We start from the raw sequence: 20867 nt of genomic DNA, 5'->3' as shown, positions 1-20867 counted from the left end.
TTTTCGGACAGCATCCGCGTCCTATATGCTTGAGCACTGACAATCGGAAATCCGCCTTGCCGCCAAGCCTGACATCCCTTACCGGCGACGCGCGTATCGCGCTCGACAACCTCGCAGACCGCGCCTCGAGTCTCGTCAAACCGACTATCCGCCTCGGCGTCACCGGGCTTTCCCGGTCCGGTAAGACGGTCTTCATCTCGTCCCTCGTGCATAACCTGCTGCATGGCGGACGCCTGCCGCTTTTCGAGCCGGTTCAGTCCGGCCGGGTGTCGGCCGTGCGACTGGAACATCAGCCCGATGACGCTGTGCCGCGCTTCCAGTACGAGGATCATATCCGGGCGTTGGTGAAGGACCGTGTCTGGCCGGATTCGACCCGCGCCATATCCGAACTGCGCATCACGCTGGATTATCAGAGCGCCAGTGGCTGGAACCGTCTGTTCTCGCCCGGCCGTCTCTCGATCGATATCGTCGATTATCCCGGCGAGTGGCTGCTTGATCTACCGCTGCTGGCCAAGGACTACCGGACCTTCAGCGGGGAGACGCTGTCGCTCGCCCGCAGCGGCATCCGCGCGAAACTTTCTCGCGGCTGGTTGGCACTGACCGGAGCCACCGATGTCAAGGCGCCCGCCGATGAGATGCAGGCGCGCGATCTCGCGACGGCCTTCACCGCTTACCTGAAAGCCTGCAAGGCCGACGAGCGCTCGCTGTCGACATTGCCGCCCGGCCGCTTCCTGCTTCCCGGCGACCTTGAAGGTTCTCCCGCGCTCACCTTCGCGCCGCTCGCTTTGCCGTCCGAAGGCAAAGCGCCCAAAGGTTCGCTCTGGGCAATGATGGAGCGCCGCTACGAGGCCTACAAATCCGTCGTCGTCAAACCCTTCTTCCGCGAACATTTTGCCCGGCTCGACCGCCAGATCGTTCTCGTCGACGCGCTGCAGGCGATGAACCGCGGCCCGGAGGCGATCCAGGATCTGGAGCGCGCGTTGACGGATGTGCTTGCCTGCTTCCGTCCCGGTACGAACTCGCTGCTTTCTTCGCTCCTTGGCCGCCGGATCGACCGCGTTCTCGTGGCCGCCACGAAAGCCGATCATCTACACCACGAAAGCCACGACCGTCTCGATGCGCTGACGCGCCGCCTTGTCGAGCGCGCCGTCCACCGGATCGGCATGGCAGGCGCCGGCATCGACGTCATGGCGCTTGCCTCGGTGCGCGCCACGCGGGAGGCGACCGTCAAGCGCGACGGCCACGATCTGCCGGTGATCGTCGGCACGCCGATCGATGGCGAAACGATTGCTGGCGAACGCTTCGACGGCATAAGGAAGACGGCGGTTTTCCCGGGCGACCTTCCGGAAGACCCCGAAAGCCTGTTCGACGGCATTGAATCTGCCAGCCGCGATGTCCAATTGCCGGATGTGAACATTGTGCGCTTCCGGCCGCCGCAACTCGAGGAAACAGGCGGCGGCATCAAGCTTTCGGTCCCGCATATCCGGCTCGACCGGGCCATGCAGTTTCTGTTTGGAGACCGCCTCGCATGAGCAAACCCGCTTCTGGAGATTCGGACCGGCCGCGCCGCACCCCGGCGGCCTTTGCCTATGAGGACGATCCGCGCCCCGTCGAGACGGACAGGAAGCAGGATGCCCGCAAGCCGGCAAGCTTCGGCGGCGAAGTCGTCCTCACACCGGACGAAGACGACCCCTTCATCACTTCGGACAAGGATATTTCCCCTTTGCCGGTCGCAGTGCCGCGCAAACGGGGCACCTCCTTTGCCAAGATCGCACTAACTGCTTTCGGCGTTCTGCTTTCGCTCGCCTTCGGCCTGTGGACCGACAGCCTGATCCGCGACCTCTTTTCCCGCGCCGACTGGCTTGGTTACACGGCGTTGGCGGCGCTCGCGATCGGCATACTAGCCGTCGTCGCCATCGTGATCCGCGAAACGGCGGGTATAATGCGCCTCGCGGCGGTGCAGACGATCAAGGCCGAGGCGGAGGCCGCCATCCTGGAGACGAAGCCCGCAAAGGCACGCACCCTTGTGAAGAGCCTTTCAAACCTGCTTGCCGGCAAGCCAGAAACCGCCAAGGGCCGGGCAACGTTGAAAGCCGCCGAAGGCGACATCATCGACGCGCCGCATCTCGTCGCGCTCGCCGAACGCGAATTACTGGCGCCGCTGGACCGCCAGGCAAGAGCGCTGATCGTCAATTCATCGAAGCGCGTTTCGATCGTCACCGCTGTCAGCCCGCGCGCGATCGTCGATCTGCTCTACGTGCTTTTCGAAGCTTCGCGCCTGATCCGCGCCATGGCGGAGCTCTATGGCGGCAGGCCGGGCACGCTTGGCATGATCCGCCTGATGCGGGACGTTCTGGCGCATCTCGCCGTCACCGGCTCGATCGCCGTCGGCGACAGCCTCGTGCAACAGGTCCTGGGCCACGGCCTTGCCTCCAAGCTCTCGGCCAGGTTCGGTGAAGGCATTATCAACGGGTTGATGACAGCCCGTATCGGCATAGCTGCGATGGATCTGTGCCGTCCGCTTGCGTTCCGCGCATTGAAGCGGCCGGGAATCGGCGACTTCATCGGCGATCTGGCGCCCTCCGTAGTGCCCCGCACCGGTCGCAAGTAAACATTTTCGCACCCGGGCGCCTTCCGTAACGGAGGGAATTACAGAACGCAGGAAATTCATGGCACTGGCACTATGAATTGAATTTGGAGAACCTTCCGAAAGCCCTTCGTTTCCGTGCATTTCGGCACATTGGAAACCAAGCATTAACCATTATTCGGCAAGACTGCTGGCCAGTAACGGGTGGTGTTTGCCAAGGAAAATCCATGTATTCGCGCAAAGTTCTCTTCGTATGCGGGCTCGTCGCCGCGGCATTATCTCCGGCGGCCGATGTTGTCCCTGCTGCAACCGCCGCCACACGCGACAAGGCTTTCTTCGAGTCTGTTGCGGGCAACTGGAGAGGTCCGGGCGAAATCGTCGCCGGCAAATACAAGGGCACGAAATTTAGCTGCAACCTCATCGGTTCTGCCGTGAGCGACGGCGGCGCCGGCATCAAGCTCGACGGCTCTTGCCGCGTCGGCGTCTTCAAACAGCCGATGTCCGCCCTCATCACCCAGTCGCGCGGCGGTTATAAAGGCAAATTCCTTGATGGCGCCGCCGGTAAGGGTCTCGATGTTGTCTCGGGAACCGTGACACAGGACACCGTTGTCGTCGGCCTGAACCGCGCCAAGCTGAACGGCGCGATGATCGCCCGCGTCCGCGACGACAAGACGATGAACGTCACCGTGTCGGTAAAGGTCGAGGATCGCATGGTCCCTGTGATCGGCCTGACGCTGACCCGCCAGATCGATGAAATGACGGTCGGCTCCGTCGAGTAAGAGCTGTACGGTAGCAGACACCCCTAAGCGGCGGATTTTCCGCCGCTTTTTCATTTCAGGCGCGGTGCCACCACTCGCGATCGGCATCGGCGATCTCGATGCCTTGGATATCTGCTCGGGAAAGCCAATCAGCGACGGTGCGGCCCTTGACGATGACGTCCGCGGCAAAATCCGCAAGCGGCATCAGAACGAAGCCTCGCTCGGTCATGCGCGGATGCGGCAGTTCCAGCCTCGGCGCTCCCTGTTCGATGTCGTCGAATGTTAGCAGATCGATGTCCAGCGTGCGCGGTCCCCAACGCTCGATGCGCTCGCGCTTCATGTCGCGCTCGATGCCGAGACAGACGTCGAGCAACACCTCCGGTTCGAGCAACGTATCGAGTGCCGCGCATGCATTAAAGAAGAAGGACTGGTCCGTCTTGCCCCAGGGCGGCGTGCGGTAGAGCCGCGACACGGCGATGACCCGGCAATCGTCACGGCCGTCGAGCTCCCGCAGGGCGGCAGCCATCGATTTCACGGGATCGCCTAGATTGCCGCCCAGACCGAGCGTGGCGGGCCTGAAATGATCAACCGGCAAAGTGTTCAACGCTCACCTGTACGAAATCGAGGACGCCGGGTACTGGCGCGTTCGGCTTGCGCACCGTGATTTTGGCGCGCCTGACCTGATGAAACTTTTCGCAAAGGCCCTTGGCGATATCGAGCGCCAGCGCTTCGATCAGATTGCGCCGTTTGCCGGTGACGATCTCCTCGATCATGGTGAAGGCAATCCCGTAATTCACGGTATCGTCGATCGAGTCGCTTTCGAGCGCACCCGCTGCGATGACGTCGAGCTCGGCATCGACGAAGAACCGCTGGCCGAGAAACTCCTCTTCATCGTGAACCCCGTGACGCGCAAAGAAGGCGCAATTCTGCAGCGTGATTGTATATTTCATACCCATCAGCCTTCTCTTTGCTCGAAATCTCGGCGCGCCGCCAGCATAGCATCCGCGACCGCCAGCGCATCCCTGTTGATTGCGACATTGTGCACCCGGAAAATCGCAGCACCCTGTAGCCTGAGCAGTGCGCTGCTCGCCGCCGTCGCAACGTCGCGCTCAGCCGCATCCCGTCCTGTGACCGCACCGACGAAGCGCTTTCGCGACGTGCCGGCCAGCAGCGGCAATCCGAAACGTTGCAATTCGGCAAACCGAGCCATCAGCTCCAGGTTCTCGTCGGCATCCTTGGCAAAGCCGAATCCCGGATCAAGCACGATCCGCTCGCGCATGACGCCTGCCTTAGCGGCGATCTCCAGGGAGCGAACCAAGAAATGATATTGGTCCGCAATCACGTCCGGAAGCTTCTCGCGTTCGCGACCCGTATGCATGAGGCAGAGTCCGGCACCGGTATCGGTCGAGACCTTCGCGATCTCCGCCTCTTTCTGCAAGCCGAAGACGTCGTTGATGATATGCGCGCCGGCCCCGACGGCGAGCCGTGCTGTCTCCGCCCGGTAGGTGTCGATCGAGATCAGCGCATCGCTCCTGCCGCGCAGAGCCTCGATCACCGGCAGCACGCGGGACTGCTCTTCCGCACGGCTGACTTCGGCAGCACCGGGGCGTGTCGACTCCCCGCCGATGTCGATGATCGCGGCCCCCTCGCTGACGGACTGAAGGGCATGCTCTACGGCGGCATCCACGCTTTCGTAGCGTCCGCCATCCGAAAAGGAATCGGGCGTCACATTGATGATCGCCATGATTACGCCGCGCGGCCCGAGTTCTATTTCGCGGCCATGCGCCACACGCCAGAAACTGTTTCGAAGCTGTAGCATCGGGGTTTATCCCATTGATAATAAAAAAAGCCGACGCCCTATATTGCGCTCGCGGTGGCTATGCCCCAAGCTCCGCCGAACTTCAACACAGGTAGCGTCAAGAATGCCTTCCGCATCGGGTAATATGCGTTTCGTCCTTGCTTTTTCCATGACGGCTGCCCTCTGCATTCCCGCCTCGGCTCAAGTCGTTGCGACCAAAAGCTACTCCTATTTCGACATCCGCGGAAAGAGCGCCGGCGAGCTCGATGAGGAATTGAGCCGCCGCGGGCCGACGGCGAGCGGCTCGTCCGCGCGCCACCCCGGCGCCACGAAAATCCGCTTCGGCGGCGAGGCCACCTACGTGCAGAGCAACGGCCGCTGCCGCATAGCCAGCGCAAAGGTGACCGTTCACACGCAGATCATCTTGCCACGCTGGCGAAACCGCAACGGCGCCAGCAAACAGCTGTCGACGATCTGGGATGCACTCTCGAGCGACATCAAGAGGCATGAGGAGCGGCACGCGGAGATCGCCCGCACACAAGCACGTGTCATGGAACGACGGATCCTCGCACTGCCCGCCCAGCGCAGCTGTGGAGCTATGCAAGAGCTCGTCACGGAAGAATCAAATCGCGGAATAGACGAACACGACAGGTTGCAGGCGCGTTTCGACCGCATCGAGGCGGTCAACTTTCAGAGCAGGATGATGCGCTTGCTTAACAAGCGAATCAGCTCGTCCGGCAGCGTAAGGTAGTCCAATTTTCGGAATAAGCACGCGATATCGTTAGCTGAGCAACGGAACTCACGCGAAGCTTTCCTCCTCCAAAGCCTGTTAATGATGAAAATTAGCGATATGCGACTCAACCCGCACGCGCTAATATGAACACATTCGGAAGTTCAGGTGGGATTGACCTGATCTTTTGTTACTGGGTTCTCCTGGCGCGTTCTAAGCCGCGGGCGGTCCTCCCTCGCCCGATGGTTATGCGCCCGCCTCGCCTCGCACGTCAGCCGGCGCGCGAGGCTTTTTTTGCGCAGATCAGGCCTGGCGCTCGGGAACCTGGACGATAAGTCCGTCGAGCGCCGCCTTCATTCTGATCTGGCATGAAAGCCGCGAAGTCGGGCGGACATCGAAGGCGAAGTCGAGCATGTCTTCTTCCATCGCTTCCGGAGGGCCAACGCGCTCGGCCCATTCTTCGTCGACATAGACATGACAGGTCGCACAGGCGCATGCGCCGCCGCACTCGGCTTCTATGCCTGGCACCGAGTTGCGCACGGCATTCTCCATCACGGTGGAGCCTTGATCGACATCCAGATCGAAGCGCGTGCCGTCGAAGGCGACGATAGTCAGTTTGGGCATGATGCTTTCCGGTATTACATGAAGAGGGAGGATCGAAATTTTTCTTCCAACAAATCCGATGGGCAGTCAACATCGACGGCCTTCACGGTTACATTCCATATTTAAAAGCGACGGGCTTTTCCATTTGCGTCATACCGCTGGCCACAAAAAGACCCGCTGTTCCGGAATGGAGCAGCGGGCCGAGTGCCTCAAAATGCCCGGCTCTAGCGGCTGAGCTTGAGAATGAAATTTTCGGCTTCGACGACGGCGGCTCCGACCGCGGCCATGCACGCTGCATCGCCGCAATTGTTCTCGAGCATGTCTGCCGCTTCGGATACCTGGAAGGCCCCAACCGCGCTCGCCGCCCCTTTCAGCCGATGGGCAGCGGCTTGCATCTTCTTTGCATCGCCCGAAGAAACCTCCTGCAGGCAGGCGCGTGCCTGGCGCGCAAATATCTTCAGGACCTCGACTTCAAGCGCCTTGTCGCCCATCGTCTGCTTTGCCAGATGAACAAGGTCGATCGGGCGACCCTTCGAGGGGCAAGGCCCGTTTGAATTATCCGGCGCCTCGAACGCAATACTGACTGCTGCCATGTGCCAATTCTCCCGTCTTCACCCCGCAGGTGGATTCACAGTGCGGTTGGAGAGTGGCGATCGCGTTAAATTCTGGCACATTGAGGGCGGAATTCTATCGCTATGGTTAACAACCGCTTAACGCCCCTAAATTATTGGTTTTTCGACGTCCGCCTGCGTTAAATTATGTTAACAACGGATTAATGGATGGTGATTAGCAAGGCTTCATTAATTGTCTCGGAAGCCCGGATGTGTCACTACGATACTAGTAGACTAGGTTTATGGTACGCGCCTTTGCTGGCCAATTGGATAGTGGTAATGTTTTGATACCGTCCGTTTGAAAAAGCGGCTATCTACTCTGAAATGACATGCTTATCCGTCCGTCGGCTCGGATGGGAAGGTCAGAGGCAAAGGTTGGCATCCGGACGCGGCACTGTCCGGGTAATGCGGCTGAACCGGCTGAGATGTAACGAGGCGTAACCGAATGGCGAACAACAAGTACAGCGAGTCGATCGAGGACAAGGCGTTCAAAGCATTGGACGAAGCTCTCCAGATCGACTTCAGCCAGCAGAAGGCGCCGTCTCGCGGCGCTAAAACGCCTGACGCCCCGGAGGCCAAAGTGTCCGATACGCCATCTGCCCGCAGCAATCAGCAGGACCAGGATGAGAGTCAGCGCCGCCGCGGCCGCGGCGCCAGGGCGGAGCAGGTGGCCCGCGCCCCGGCACTGGCTGCGGCGAACGATGCAAACCGCATGACGGCGGCCTCCATTCTGAAATCGCTGGACGGCGGGTCGACGCGTTCGGCTGTGCGCAACGCCACGCTCTTCTCGCTGCTGTGGATCGTCGGCGGCGTCGGCCTGATGGCCCTGCTCTACTCGCCGCAGATCTGGCAGATCCGTTCCGTCACCGATGTCGTTGCCCTCCCCGGCGTCATTGCCGGCATCATCGGCATCATCGTGCCGGTGCTTCTGTTCTATGCCTTTGCAATCATGATCTCGCGCGCTCAGGACATGCGCAACGCCGCCCGCTCCATGGCGGAAGTGGCATTGCGTCTCTCCGAACCGGAAACGATCGCATCCGAACGCATCATGACGGTCGGCCAAGCCGTTCGCCGTGAAGTCTCCGCCATGAACGAAGGCATCGAGCGCACGATCGCGCGCGCTTCCGAGCTTGAAACCCTGGTTCACTCTGAAGTCAACGCGCTTGAGCGCAGCTATGCCGATAATGAACTGCGCGTGCGGGGCCTGGTTCATGAACTCGGCTCCGAACGCGAAGCGATCGTCAATCACGCGGAGCGCATCCGCAGCTCGATCGTCGGCGTCCATGACCAGCTGAAGGAAGACCTTTCGCTCGCGACGGAAGAGATCGCCGTGCGCCTTGCGACGTCAGGCGAAGCCTTCGCATCGATGATCGACACCCGGGCTGCGACGCTGACGGAAAAATCGGAAACCGCAATCCAGTCGCTCGGTTCGCTTCTCGCAGCCAAGACCGACTCGCTGCTGCAGACGCTGACCTCCTCCGGTTTTGCACTGGCGCACGAATTCGACACGCGCCTGGAATCGCTTACCTCCAACCTCAATGATCGCGGTGAGCAGCTGCTCAGCCAGTTCGAAACGCGTGCGTCCACTATGGACAGCAGCGCCGAGAAGCTGAATGCGGCGCTGAACGACCGTGCCCGCCAGCTGAACGAGATCCTGATTGCCCGCACCCGCGAAATCAACGAAAGTCTGACCGGCGGCGAACGCGAAATCACCGGCACGCTCGACGACGTGCTTGCCAAGCTCAACGCGTCGCTCGACGATAAGAGCGCAAGCTTCCGTCAGAGCCTGCAGTCCAGCGCCGACGACGCCATCATGGACCTCGACCTGCGCTCCGGCTTCTTCGACGAGCGCCTGCAGGCAACCGTCGCCCAGATGTCGACCGCGTTCGATGAGCGCGTGGCGGAATTCGCAAACGCTTTCGACAAGCGCGCTGGTTCGCTCGATACCAAGCTGATGGAAAGCCTCGCGCGCATCAACGAGACGCTAGCCGGCGGCTCGGAATCGATCGACGGCATCCTCAATTCCAGCATCGAGCGCCTTGGCGCCTCGATGACCGACCAGTCCTTCGCCCTGGCGACTGCGCTGAGTACGGGTCAGGAGGTTCTCGAAAGCTCTCTCGGCAGCAAGGTCGACGAAATCTCCAACGCCCTTTCGGCCCGCACCAGCGAGATCACCTCTGCCCTTCAGTCTGCGAGCGGCGGGATTTCCGAGGCGCTCGCCACCGGCGTTTCCGAGCTGCATGGCAGCCTTTCGGCCCGCAGCAGCGAGATCACGTCTGCCTTGCAGTCCGCAAGCGGCGAGATTTCCGAGGCGCTCGCCTCGGGCGTCTCCGAGCTGCATGGCAGCCTTTCAGGCCGCACGAGCGAGCTCACCTTCGCGCTGCAGAGCGCAAAGGATGAAATTGCTGAGACTCTGGCGTCCGGTACCACCGATCTGCGGACGAACCTTTCGAGCCACACCGGCAAACTGACCTCCGCGCTGAAGAATGCTAAAGGCGAGCTCTCCGAGGCTCTCACAACCGGCACTTCCGAGCTGCAGGCGAGTCTTTCGGGCCGCACCAGCGAATTGGCATCTGCTCTGCAGAACGCCACGGGTGAAATTTCGCTAGCGCTCGCAACAGGTACGTCCGAACTCCACAACAATCTCGCGGCACGTTCGACGGAATTCCGCGAAACCCTGCTGTCGACCACGTCCGACCTTACGGCTGCCGTCTCGGCCGGCACGGAGCAGATAACCTCCGCATTCGGCCGCGCTGACGAACTCAACAACGTAATCTCCCAGCGCGCCGCTGCGATCACTCAAGCCCTGGATTCCGCCCATGAACGCATCGATGGTGTCATGGCGGAACGCAGCAGCGCACTCGTGAGCGCGCTCTCCAGCAATCACGACCGCCTGGCCGACGCCCTTGACGAAAAGACGATGGCACTCGCCATATCGCTCGACGATAGCCAGAGTCGCTTCGACAGCGCACTTGAAGCCCGCACCAACGCACTCCTCGATACCGTTGCAGGTGCTGAGGCCCGAGTTGCCGGCGCCTTCACCGACAAGGCAGAGGGGATCCGCAGCGCTTATACCGACAATCAGGAACGGCTCGAACGGTCGCTCAGCGAACACGTCGCAACGCTCTCCTCGACACTGTCCAGCAGCAACAACCGCCTTGAGACGTTGACGGGCGAAGCAGCCGCACGCATGGAATCGCTTACCAGCGAAGCTGCCGCCCGCATCGACGGCGGCCTTGCCTCTGCCCATGATCGCATCCGCGCAACGCTGGACGACCGTGCTAATGCGATCAGCCTTTCGCTTAGCGACGCGCATGCGCAGCTCAGTAATACGCTGTCCGAGCAGGCGACGACCATCGGCGCCTCGGTCGCCGCAAGCGCCAGCATGCTCGAAATGTCGCTGGAAGATCATGAAGCCTCCATCCGCCAGACGATCGACGGCAGCGCCAGATCCCTCGAAGAGCGCCTGCGTGAAGGCGCCGGCCAGATCGCCGGCCGCTTCCAGGATGCGGCAAGCGAAATCTCGCGCTCGGCCGAAACTTTCTCCACGCACCTCGATCAGTCGATCGACGGTATGACCGGCCGTTTTGCTGAAACCGGTTCGCGCGTCGAAGCGGGCCTTGCCGCTCTAGAAAACCGCATCCGCGACGGCGTCGGCGGTGTCGCAACGCAGGTGGATGCCGCAGGCAGCCGCCTTGCGGAAACACTTAACGACAGCATTTCGCAACTGCGCGAACTCGGTGATGATGCCGCATTGCGCGTTACGACAGTCCTGGAAAGCACGAGCGATACGCTTACCGGCGCCATCGATGAGCGCGCGGCAAGCCTCGCCGGCGCAATCGATGAGCGCACAGCACGTCTCGCGGCTGCGATTGGCGAGCGGACCTCGGCTCTGACTGCCGCTGTCGACGAACGCGCTGCAAATCTCACGATGACGATCGACGATCGTGCCGCAAATCTCGCGACGTCCATCGACCACCGTACGGCAAATCTTGCGCAGGCAATGCATCGCGGCAGCGAGCATATCGACGAACGCCTGTCCACCATGGACCGGGCGCTCACCCTTGGACTCAACGCCGTCAATCAGACGATCGAAGGCAAGGCCGCCGGCCTCGCCTCGACGCTGCGCAGCGCCGTCGCCGATGCTGCCCAGGGCATGGATGCCGAAGCCGCACGTACGGCCGAACTGATGGCCCGCACCGGCCAGCAGTTCACCGAAGGCCTTGACCAGAAGAGCGGCGAGTTCGCGCGTGCCATGGACGAGCGCTCCGAACAGATCGTCGGCCGGGTTTCCGAGGCGCAGAACCGCCTCGCGAGCCAGGCAGCCGCCGTCGCCCAGACCTTCTCCGAGGCGGGCAATGCGATCGTGAACAAGGTCGCCGAAGCCGAAACGCTCGTCAGCGGCCAGGTGAATGCCATTTCGCAGGCTCTCTCTGAAGCCCAATCTTCGCTGGAGAGCCGCGGCGACGCAATCCGCTCGACGATCGCAAGCGCCAGCGAAGGCATCGCCACGACCATGTCGGACGTCGACAGGGCTCTCGAAGCCCGCAGCAGCGCGATCCGTTCCGGTCTGGAAGAGCGCGCACGCGAAATCGATGCGACCTTGACCGACGTCGAAAAGGCGCTCGAAGCCCGCGGCCAGACGATCCGCTCGACGCTCGACGAGCGCACCCGCGAGCTCAACTCCATGCTCGCCGGCCGCTCGTCCGAGCTCTCGCGCCTGATCGACGAAACCGCGCATCCGATGATCGAGCGCTACACTGAAGCCGGCAAGGAGGCTGCGGCCCGCATCGCCGCCGCCGCCGAACAGAGTGCGGACCGCCTGCGCGCCGAAAACGCAGTCCTGGCGAATGCGATCGCGGCCCGCACCGAAAGCGCTTCCACGGCGGTCAATGCTATTGAAACGAGCCTGCTTGCCAACGTCAACGCCCTCATCGAGCGCCTATCCGAAAACAGCGCCTCGATGGCGATGATGATGAACAGTGCGGCGGAAGATCTTGCAAATGTCGACGGCCGCCTCGGCGAGACCACCTCGCGCTTCACTGACTCGGCGTCGAAGGCGGCGGAGATGGTTTCCGCCTCGACCCGACTTCTCGAAGGCAAGGTGGACCGCCTCTCCGACATATCGGGCCAAACCCTAGCGCAGGTCGGCGGCATCATCGGCCGCTTCGACGAGCACTCGAAGGTTCTAAGCCAGGCTTCAAACCTGCTCGCAGCTGCGCAGTCGAATCTCGTCTCGACACTCGAGGAACGCGAAGGCGCCCTGCAGAACCTCTCCGTTGGCCTCGTCCAACGTTCCGAAGAGATCGAAAAGACCATGCGTGCCCTCTCCAGTATGGTCGAGAATGCCTTCGAGCGTGCCGAGGAGCGCTCCAACCAGGTCACCGGAAATCTGCGGCAGGGCGTGCAATCCTCCTTCGCCGATATCGGCCGCGTGCTTTCGGAGACGGAAAAGCGCGCCGAGGAAGCCGCCGAGGCGATGCGCAGCTCGATCGTCAAGGCTGGCGAAGAAGCGAACGCAACGATCGAAGGCACCTTCGACAATGCCGAACGTCGCTCGAACGACCTGGTGAACCGCCTACGCGGCGGTCTGACCGCGTCGCTTTCTGATGTCGAGCGAATGCTCGGCGAGGCGGGCCGCGCATCGGACGGTGCTGCCCAGCAGCTGCGCGAATCGCTTCGCGAAGCCGTCGAGGAAGCGGTTACCCGCTTCTCCGGCGCCACCGACGAAATCCGCCGTTCGGCCGGCGATATCCGCAAGGAACTCGACATGACGCGCAGCGAATTGAAGCGCGGCGCATTCGACCTTCCGGAAGAAGCCAAGGAGAGTGCGGCCGCCATGCGCCGTGCCGTTGCCGAGCAGATCAAGGCGCTGCAGGATATTTCGCAGATCGTCAGCCGCTCCACGCAGCAGCTTGAAGTCTCCGAGCCGGTCGTGCGCGCCGCCCAACAGGCCCAACCCGCGCCGCGCCCGGCGCCCGCGCCCCCCCAGCAGCCTGCCCCAGCGCCCGCCCGCCAGCCCGTCGTCGAAGACGGCTTTGCGCTCCGCGGCACGATCGCTCCGCCGGCGGCCCCTGCGCCGCAGCGCGCCGCGCCTGTACCGGGCACGCCTGCCCGCCAGGAAACCGGCGGCTGGATTAGCGACCTGCTGCGCGGCGCCTCGCGCGATGAAGCCGCCGAGGAAGCGCCGACTGCACGCACGCCGGCCCCGAGCGCCCAGCCCGCGCCGGCACCGCGCAGCGCCGATACCCGCAATCCGCGCCACGTCGTCGAATCGCTGAATTCGCTCTCGGTCGATATCGCCCGCGCGATCGATCACGACGCCTCGGTCGATCTGTGGCGCCGTTATCAGCGGGGTGAACGCGACGTCTTCACCCGCCGCCTCTACACGCTGAAGGGCCAGCAAACCTTCGACGAGATCAAGCGCAAATACGATCGCGAGCCGGAATTCCGCACCGCTGTCGACCGCTACATCGCCGATTTCGAGAAATTGCTTGCCGACGTCGCCCGCACAGACCGCGACCGGACGATCACGCAATCCTACCTGACGTCGGACACCGGCAAGGTCTATACGATGTTGGCCCACGCCGCGGGGCGCCTGAGCTAACGGAAGCAAAGCAGAAGATTGCTGCACGAGGGCCGCCCAAAGGCGGCCCATTTCATGTGTTTTCTGCCAGACGGAAAGGACCGTTCTGTAGCAAAGCGGATATCTGATCGTCCAGTCCCCCGGCCTGATGGCTGAATGTGATGGGAGGAAAGAGGCGCGTCCCACTCGTCGTATTTGCCGCCGCCGCGTTGACAACCAGCATGGCGCAGGCAGGAAGCCAATCGTCGAACACGAGCTCGAACAGATCATCCAAAAGCGGCGGCGTGCGCGAGCGGATTGTCGATACCTACTGCGAAGACGGCGTTTGCCAGCGCTACGTCCGGCACAGTGTATATCGCGACGACTAGCAGAGTGGCCACGAACGCGAACGGCGCCACTATCGCGGACCCTGTTATGACGATGATGACGATAGAGCTCACTTGAAACAGCATGATCGTTCCAGGCGAGCACGTCCATGCTTCCGAGGAAAAGATCGCTCCGCTCAGCAAGGATATCCCGCAATCTTCACCAACTCGGCGAACTCCTCTCCAGCTTTGAGAATACCGACGGCCTCATGCAGGTTGAGATATGTCGCGCCAGCAGCGACTTAATGGAGCGGGTCGACCACGACATGGAGCATCTTCGTCGACTCGAAGGCTAATTGGGCGGCCCCCCCTGAACCGGCTCGGTCAGATCGATCGCAGCGTCCAATCGACGATTTCGCCAGTCACCGCTGCAAATGCGCGGTCGAGCGCCTTGACGTAACCCTGGCTCGATCCGCCGGCGGCGGGAACGGCCGCGCGAAAAACCTTCTGGGCACGGACCGTACCATTGCGATCGTTGAGGATATTCGCGGAGATTTCGACGACGGCCTGGCCGCCGGCGCTGTTGTCGATCTCGAAGGAGCGGATATCGGTCACGACCTGATAGTCGATCGCAAGGCCCTGCCCCGGCTTGCCGACGCCACCGAGCTTGCCGGAGTTTTCGAAGGCCTCGACCAGCTTCGACTGCACGATGCGGGGCAGCCTGTCGCTCCATTGGGAACGCGACAGATACTGGATTTCGGAGGGCGAAACGCGGACAACGATCTGTTCGCTGTCCAGCGCCTTCAGTGCCGTCGGCGCCGGCACGAGGATCTGGCTGCGCTTCGCAGCCGGGCCGTCAACGCTGACGGAGGCGGAAAGATCAAAGGTATCGTTTTTGGCCGCCGTGCCGCAACCGGTCACTGCCAGCGCCATAAGCGGCAAAAGGAACGCCGTCCTTGCCAGCAATGAACGGCGTGCCAACACATGCGATACGGCCATATTTTATTACCCCTGCTTCTCAAATATACATGTCAACGGCGCGTCCGGCCGTCATATTGCTTCACCGTATCGCCACCAAAAATCAGCCGCTGCGGATTTTGATCGAAATTACTGATCGCACTGTTGAGATTCTGCATGGTCCTGCGGGTATCCTCGACGAGCGACTGCACGTCGCGCAAGCCGCCGCTCGAGAATCGCTGCAGATTGTCCGCGATCGGACCGATGCGGGCGTTGAGGTTGTCCGCCATCTTCTTGAAGGATTCGAGCGTCGCGCGCGCTTCGGTAAAGAGCGACTGCGAATTGTCGGTGCCGAACAGCGCGTCGAGCTTGATCAGGATGCCATCGACGCGCGTGGAAGCCGAGTTCAGCTTATTGGCCATCTGCGAGACGTCTTGGATCGTCTGGTCGATATCCTTCTGGCGCGCCGAAACCGTATTGGCGACGTCCCGAATGGAGGCGACCGCGACGCGCGCATCCTTCGTCGCCTGCGCAATATCGTCGACCGACCCCTTCACCTTGGCGGGATCGATTTGCGCCACCAGCGTATCGACGCGATCGAGCGTCGTCTGTGCCTTTTTCCCGAAATCGTTGAAAGTCGTCGCCGTGTCGTTGAATCTCTGGATCGCACCCTTCAGGTCGCCGGAGGCATTCGCGATATCGCGGCTCACCTTCTCGGCATTGCTGAGGATAGTATCGATCTTCTTCGCATCGACCGCACGTACCAGCGCCTCGACGGCTCCCAGCGTAGAATCGACTTTGCCGGAAACATTGCGCACTGTTTCGGAAAGCTGGCCAACGCTCTGTAGGAAGGAATCGATGTTACCGGAATTCTTCGCCAGAGCGTCGGAGAAGGTCTCGGCATTCTGCAGCGTCTTCGTCAGCGGTCCGCGCGCGTCGCGGACAAAACCCTGAACCTCTCCCACCGCATCGTTCGCCCGGTCGAGGATCCTGTCGGCCGTCGCCAGGAGGTTCGTCACGCTCGATTGATCCGCGACGATGACCGCGCGCTTGCCGGTCTCGATGGCCTTCTGCAAGATGTTCTCCTCACCCACCTTGCCGCCCGAAAGCTCAATATAGGCCGCACCCGTCAGGCCCTGGATTTCAAGGATGGCCCTGGTGGAAGGATAGATCGGCGCATCCACGCGCACCTCGGTGAAAGCCAGCGAATATTGCGGGTCGTCGGCATCGATCGACAGGGACGTCACCGAACCCACCTGGATGCCGTTGAAACGCACCGGCGAGCCGACGCTGAGACCGTTTGCCGAGCCCGGAATGCGCACGACGAGTTCCGCCATGGGACCGCTGCGTCCGTACTCGGCCATCCAGTAGACGAAGCCGAATGCGGCTGCGATCACCAGAACAGTGAAAAAGCCGACGATCGTGTAGTTCGCTTTGGTTTCCATCGTTTCCGGTCACTTCCCGCGGCTGTCGCCAGTGCTTTCCGCACGACCGGCAGCTGTTTCTTCTTGCGGCACGATCGAGCGCGCGCGCTTGCCCTTGAAATAGGCCTGAACCCACGGGTCATCATAGGCCAGCATGTCGTCGATCGTTCCCTCAACCATTACTCGCTTGTGTCCAAGTACGGCAATACGGTCGCAGACGGAAAACAGGCTGTCGAGGTCGTGGGTTACCATGTAGACGGTCAGCCCCAGCGTATCGCGCAGCCGGGCGATCAGTTCATCGAATTCGGCAGCCCCGATCGGGTCGAGACCTGATGTCGGCTCGTCCAGGAACACCAGTTCCGGATCGAGCGCCAAAGCCCGCGCAAGAGCAGCGCGCTTGATCATGCCACCGGAAAGCTCGGAGGGATACTTGTCTGCCGCATCGGCAGCAAGACCCACAAGCCGGATCTTCAGGTGCGCCAACTCGTCCATCAGCGATTTCGGCAGATCCAGATATTCGCGCATCGGCACCTGGATATTCTCCCTCACCGTCAGCGAGGAAAACAGTGCGCCCTGCTGGAAAAGCACCCCGAGCCGCATGTCGAGCGCGTTGCGCTGGTTTTCATCGAGCTTATCGAAATTCTGGCCCAGGATCTCGATCGTGCCGGAGCGGCGCGGCAAAAGGCGCAAAATGGTCCTCATCAGCACCGATTTGCCGGTACCCGACGCCCCGACGAAGCCCAGGATCTCGCCGCGGTAGATATTCAGGTTAAGCTTATCGAGCACAATCTTCGGGCCGAAACCGACGGTCACGTCCCGCGCCGAAAGCACGATGTCCCGCTCCTTCTTCTCACCCGGCTCTGACTGCTGACCGTCCACGCTGAACCCTTAAAAATTGATGGCCGCATAGAACATGGCGAACAGCCCGTCCATGAGGATCACGACGAAAATCGACTTTACCACGGAAGCCGTCACGTGCTGGCCGAGCGATTCGGCGCTTCCACCGACCTTAAGGCCTTCCACGGCCGCGACAATACCGATGACGAGCGCCATGAACGGCGCCTTGATCATGCCGGAGAGCACCGTCGACAGCGTGATCGCCTCGTGCAGGCGCGAAAGGAAGGTCGCGAAGGTGATGCCGGAATAGGCCCAGGCGACCGCGGCCGCGCCGAACAGCGAGGCGAAGTTCGCCAGCACCGTCAGAAGCGGCAGCGCCACCGTCAGCGCCACAAGCCGCGGGAAGATCAGCACGCCCACCGGATTGAGGCCCATGACCTTCAACGCGTCGACTTCCTCACGCATCTTCATCGAGCCGATTTCGGCCGTGATCGCGCTGCCTGAACGGCCGGCGATCATGATTGCCGTCAGGAGCACGCCGATTTCGCGGAGCTGCAGGATGCCGACGAGGTCGACGACAAAGACTTCGGCCCCGAAATAGCGGAGCTGGAAGGCACCCTGTTGCGCGATGATGGCGCCGATCAGGAACGACATCAAAAGGATGATCGGAACGGCGCGCACGCCCATGTGGTCGATCTGGTTGACGATCGATGCCGGAGAAACACCGCTGCCGCGCCCGAACTTCATCTGCGCGCCGCGCACCGCCGAGCCCAGGATATACATCGCGGCCGTGAGGTCATTCCACAGGTCCATGGTCATCTTGCCGACCGGCGCGAAGATGCGCTCGGCAATGCCGCTTTTCATCGCAGCCTCAGTCACTTCCTCCTCCGGTTTCTCGGAGAATTCTTCGATCATCTCGTCGATGTGGGGATTGGTGCCTTCAAAACGAACCTGACGCCCGGCCGCCTCTTCCTGCAGCTTGAGCCGGCACAGCAGCCAGACACCGGCCGTGTCGATATCCGTGACGCCCGACAGGTCGAGCGTCAGATCACCTTTAGCACGGGAAATCTTCTCGAAGTCGTGGAGGACGAGGTGGATGTTCGCGCTGCGCCAATTGCCTTCGAGATGAACGCGGCGTCCTCCACCATCGGCTTGGTCGTCCACGTGCAGTGAGGCGGCTTTGCGGGTGTCGGGCTTCAAAATGCTTGTGTCTTTCAAGGCTTGCGGCGACATTGCCGACTCGCGAACATATCGCTCACGCCCGGCGCGTTAATATACCGAAGACACATAGAATTTCCATGCTCGCAGGATTGCAATTATGCCACGCTCGCTCGAAATCCAGAGGAACTCCTTCCCCATTGCGGGCACTTTCACGATCTCGCGTGGTGCAAAGACATCGGCGGATGTCATCACCTGCATTCTGACGGAAAACGGCAGGCGCGGCTGGGGCGAATGCGTCCCCTACCGACGCTATGGTGAAACGATGGAAAGCGTCGCCGCGCAGATCGAAGCCGCCCGGCCGCTGATCGAACAAGGCATTTCAGGCCAAGAGCTGCTTTCCGCCATGCCGCCGGGCGCAGCGAGGAATGCCGTCGATTGCGCGATATGGGACCTCGAAGCCAAGCTCGGCGGAAAGAGCGTTGCTGAACGTATTGGGCTTGCGTCCGCAAAGCCGCTCACGACCGCTTACACGATCTCGCTCGGCGAACCGGAGGTCATGAAAGCGCAAGCGCGCGAATATTCTGCAAGGGCACTGCTCAAGGTCAAGGTCGGCACCGGCAACGATGAGCGCCGCATACGCGCCGTGCGCGAAGGCGCGCCTGACAGCACCATCATCCTCGATGCAAACGAGGGCTGGCCCGAGGAAACGCTGGAACATCACTTGCGCATCGCCGCCGAGATGAACATCGCCCTCGTCGAGCAGCCCCTGCCCGCGGGCCGGGACGAAATGCTCGCCGGCATCGCGCGGCCGGTCCTCGTCTGTGCCGACGAGAGCGTCCATCATACCGGCGATCTTGCAAGCCTGCGCGACCGCTACGACGCGATCAACATCAAGCTCGACAAGACCGGCGGCCTGACGGAGGCACTAGTGATGAAACGGGAGGCGCAGCGCCTCGGCTTCCAGATCATGCTCGGCTGTATGGTGGGCACATCGCTCGCAATGGCGCCCGCCGTGCTCTTGGCGCAGGACGCGGAATTCGTCGATCTCGACGGCCCGCTGCTTCTTGCCCGCGACCGGGAATGCGGCCTGCGCTACACCGCTTCCCTTGTCTGGCCGCCCGAGACCAGCCTTTGGGGCTGAAGGTAGTAGGCGACGAAGACAAGAGACATCCCCAGCACCGCGACGAGTGCCATGACATAGAAACTTGCGAGGCCGAGCCAGGCATAGATGTAGCCGGAGGCGAGCGTCATCAGCGCCATGAACATACCGTTATAGAAGAAATAGGCGCCCTGAGCCGACGATTCCTGGGTCTCCTGTACCGTTGCCACGATCCGCCTCTGCACGCCGGTATGCACGAAGGCGAAGCTGCAGGAATGGAAACATTGCAGCACGAAAAAACCAACGAATCCCCAGTCCATCGGGAACAGGATCCAGCGGCAGATGCAGACCGCACAGCCGATGCGGATGAGCGTCCAGGCGTTGAAGCGGCGGTTCAAATGCTTCGAGACGAAGAACACCATGACTTCGGAAGCGACGCCTGCACTCCATAGAATACCGACCTCCGTTCCCGAAAAGCCGAGGTGATGCCAGTAAATCGAGGCGAAGGCATAAAGTAGCGCATGGCTCGACTGCTGGATTGCCACGCCCCAAAGCAGCACCAGCAGATGCGGCTGCCGCAGCGAACTGCCGGTGGCAGCCGGTATGTCGACCGGGGTACCGCGTCGGCGCGTCGGCCCGATGCGCGGACAGTAGATCGCCATCAGCATCGTCGTGACGAACCCGAAAATCATCACCGGCAGCACCATCGAGCCACCCCAATAGCCGATCATCTCGCCGCCGATCAGGGTGGATGCGATGAAGGCGATCGAGCCCCAGACGCGCATCGATCCGTAGTCGAGTCCCCATCGGCGAACGCCGGAAATGACGATCGATTCGACGACCGGCAGATAGGGCGCAAAGGTCGCTCCCTGCATGCTGAAAACGATCAGGACCGGCCAGAAACTTGTCGTCCAGCAGAGCGCGACCGCCGTCAGCAACGACAGCCCACCGGACCACAACAACACGTCGGCGCGCTCCTTCATTCGGTCGGCATACATGGCGACGATCGGCGCGACGAGGACGCGCACCACCATCGGCACCGCCAGGATGATGCCGATTTCATGATCGGTGAATTCGTGGAACGCCAGCCAGACGGGAAAGAAGGGAAGGACGACACCGTTGACAGTCAGCGGAGCGCAATAGGACAGGGCGCTGAGCAGCCGAAAGCGCGGTGGCGCCCCCTCTGTCGGGGCATTCTGGGCGGGAATCATCGGTGGACCTGCAGGAAACTGGACGTTGCCTAGCACATCAACCCAAGGGCGACTATGGCCAGAAATAGCCTTTCTGAAACGTTTTAAGAAAAAGCTTATCCCTTTGGCTCACAACCCATCGTAATTAAAGCCACTAACCTTCCCGTCGATTCCACCAAGTGCGGGGCCGCGCACGGTGTCGATGATTTTCAGCCAAGCGT

Annotated in this window: 17 protein-coding genes; 6 read left to right on the top strand and 11 right to left on the bottom strand. The window is 61.7% G+C overall.

Translation table 11 applies throughout. The annotated features are described in order from the left end of the window. The first annotated feature begins 56 nt into the window (after positions 1-56). From BLP23_RS14450 to BLP23_RS14440, 3 genes are all read left to right on the top strand, one after another. Complete coding sequence (locus BLP23_RS14450; RefSeq protein WP_092585478.1) at positions 57-1532, top strand: YcjX family GTP-binding protein; 1476 nt, start codon at positions 57-59, stop codon at positions 1530-1532. Further along, entirely contained in the window at positions 1529-2611 is a 1083-nt protein-coding gene (locus BLP23_RS14445; RefSeq protein WP_092585477.1) for a YcjF family protein, read from the top strand. Before BLP23_RS14450 ends, BLP23_RS14445 begins: the two co-directional genes overlap by 4 nt. A gap of 203 nt (positions 2612-2814) precedes the next feature. Then, positions 2815-3366, top strand: coding sequence for a hypothetical protein (locus BLP23_RS14440; RefSeq protein WP_022715203.1), 552 nt, complete (start codon positions 2815-2817; stop codon positions 3364-3366). Between the two features lie 55 nt (positions 3367-3421). Here BLP23_RS14440 and folK read toward each other — a convergent pair whose 3' ends face one another. The 3 genes from folK to folP are packed head-to-tail and all read right to left on the bottom strand — an operon-like array spanning position 3422 to position 5164. Continuing rightward, the gene (gene folK / locus BLP23_RS14435) at positions 3422-3949 is read right to left on the bottom strand and encodes a 2-amino-4-hydroxy-6-hydroxymethyldihydropteridine diphosphokinase (RefSeq protein ID WP_092585476.1); all 528 of its coding nucleotides are present in this window, start codon (positions 3947-3949) and stop codon (positions 3422-3424) included. After that, on the bottom strand, positions 3930-4301 hold the full coding sequence (gene folB / locus BLP23_RS14430; protein WP_092585475.1) for a dihydroneopterin aldolase: 372 nt from the start codon (positions 4299-4301) through the stop codon (positions 3930-3932). Before folB ends, folK begins: the two co-directional genes overlap by 20 nt. Next, complete coding sequence (gene folP / locus BLP23_RS14425; protein ID WP_092585474.1) at positions 4301-5164, bottom strand: dihydropteroate synthase; 864 nt, start codon at positions 5162-5164, stop codon at positions 4301-4303. The genes folB and folP overlap by 1 nt, the downstream gene beginning before the upstream one ends. Before the next feature lie 103 nt (positions 5165-5267). Here folP and BLP23_RS14420 point away from each other — a divergent pair, with 103 nt between their 5' ends. After that, on the top strand, positions 5268-5894 hold the full coding sequence (locus BLP23_RS14420; protein WP_092585473.1) for a DUF922 domain-containing Zn-dependent protease: 627 nt from the start codon (positions 5268-5270) through the stop codon (positions 5892-5894). 282 nt (positions 5895-6176) lie between these two features. Here BLP23_RS14420 and BLP23_RS14415 read toward each other — a convergent pair whose 3' ends face one another. Together BLP23_RS14415 and BLP23_RS14410 are read right to left on the bottom strand one after the other, a co-directional pair. Next, entirely contained in the window at positions 6177-6497 is a 321-nt protein-coding gene (locus tag BLP23_RS14415) for a 2Fe-2S iron-sulfur cluster-binding protein (protein ID WP_022715198.1), read from the bottom strand. Positions 6498-6700: 203 nt separating this feature from the next. Then, positions 6701-7069, bottom strand: a complete 369-nt coding sequence (locus BLP23_RS14410) for an Hpt domain-containing protein (RefSeq protein WP_022715197.1) — start codon at positions 7067-7069, stop codon at positions 6701-6703. A gap of 463 nt (positions 7070-7532) precedes the next feature. Between BLP23_RS14410 and BLP23_RS14405 the strand changes: the two genes are divergently transcribed. After that, the gene (locus BLP23_RS14405; protein WP_092585472.1) at positions 7533-13694 is read left to right on the top strand and encodes an apolipoprotein A-IV repeat region-like domain-containing protein; all 6162 of its coding nucleotides are present in this window, start codon (positions 7533-7535) and stop codon (positions 13692-13694) included. Positions 13695-13939: 245 nt separating this feature from the next. On the opposite strand, the gene BLP23_RS33695 is transcribed toward BLP23_RS14405, so the two are convergent. The 5 genes from BLP23_RS33695 to BLP23_RS14375 all read right to left on the bottom strand — a co-directional run bounded on the left by BLP23_RS33695 (position 13940) and on the right by BLP23_RS14375 (position 18414). Beyond that, on the bottom strand, positions 13940-14125 hold the full coding sequence (locus tag BLP23_RS33695; RefSeq protein WP_167363889.1) for a hypothetical protein: 186 nt from the start codon (positions 14123-14125) through the stop codon (positions 13940-13942). Positions 14126-14362: 237 nt separating this feature from the next. Then, positions 14363-14977, bottom strand: a complete 615-nt coding sequence (locus BLP23_RS14390) for an ABC-type transport auxiliary lipoprotein family protein (protein ID WP_092585469.1) — start codon at positions 14975-14977, stop codon at positions 14363-14365. Positions 14978-15009: 32 nt separating this feature from the next. Then, the gene (locus BLP23_RS14385; protein ID WP_092585468.1) at positions 15010-16380 is read right to left on the bottom strand and encodes an MlaD family protein; all 1371 of its coding nucleotides are present in this window, start codon (positions 16378-16380) and stop codon (positions 15010-15012) included. A 9-nt stretch (positions 16381-16389) separates the two neighbouring features. Continuing rightward, on the bottom strand, positions 16390-17238 hold the full coding sequence (locus BLP23_RS14380; RefSeq protein WP_092585467.1) for an ABC transporter ATP-binding protein: 849 nt from the start codon (positions 17236-17238) through the stop codon (positions 16390-16392). A gap of 9 nt (positions 17239-17247) precedes the next feature. Then, on the bottom strand, positions 17248-18414 hold the full coding sequence (locus BLP23_RS14375) for an ABC transporter permease (protein ID WP_233426704.1): 1167 nt from the start codon (positions 18412-18414) through the stop codon (positions 17248-17250). A gap of 100 nt (positions 18415-18514) precedes the next feature. On the opposite strand from BLP23_RS14375, the gene dgcA reads away from it, so the two are divergent. Further along, the gene (dgcA, locus tag BLP23_RS14370; protein WP_092585465.1) at positions 18515-19498 is read left to right on the top strand and encodes an N-acetyl-D-Glu racemase DgcA; all 984 of its coding nucleotides are present in this window, start codon (positions 18515-18517) and stop codon (positions 19496-19498) included. Here the strand turns inward: dgcA and BLP23_RS14365 are convergent. Continuing rightward, positions 19450-20667 (bottom strand): MFS transporter, encoded by a 1218-nt coding sequence (locus tag BLP23_RS14365; protein ID WP_092585464.1) that lies wholly within the window; start codon positions 20665-20667, stop codon positions 19450-19452. The two genes, dgcA and BLP23_RS14365, sit on opposite strands and share 49 nt — an antisense overlap. Positions 20668-20867: the final 200 nt, after the last annotated feature.

The organism is Rhizobium mongolense subsp. loessense (genome assembly GCF_900099775.1).
GTDB classification, from domain to species: domain Bacteria; phylum Pseudomonadota; class Alphaproteobacteria; order Rhizobiales; family Rhizobiaceae; genus Rhizobium; species Rhizobium loessense.
This window is presented reverse-complemented; position numbering and strand designations above follow the sequence as displayed.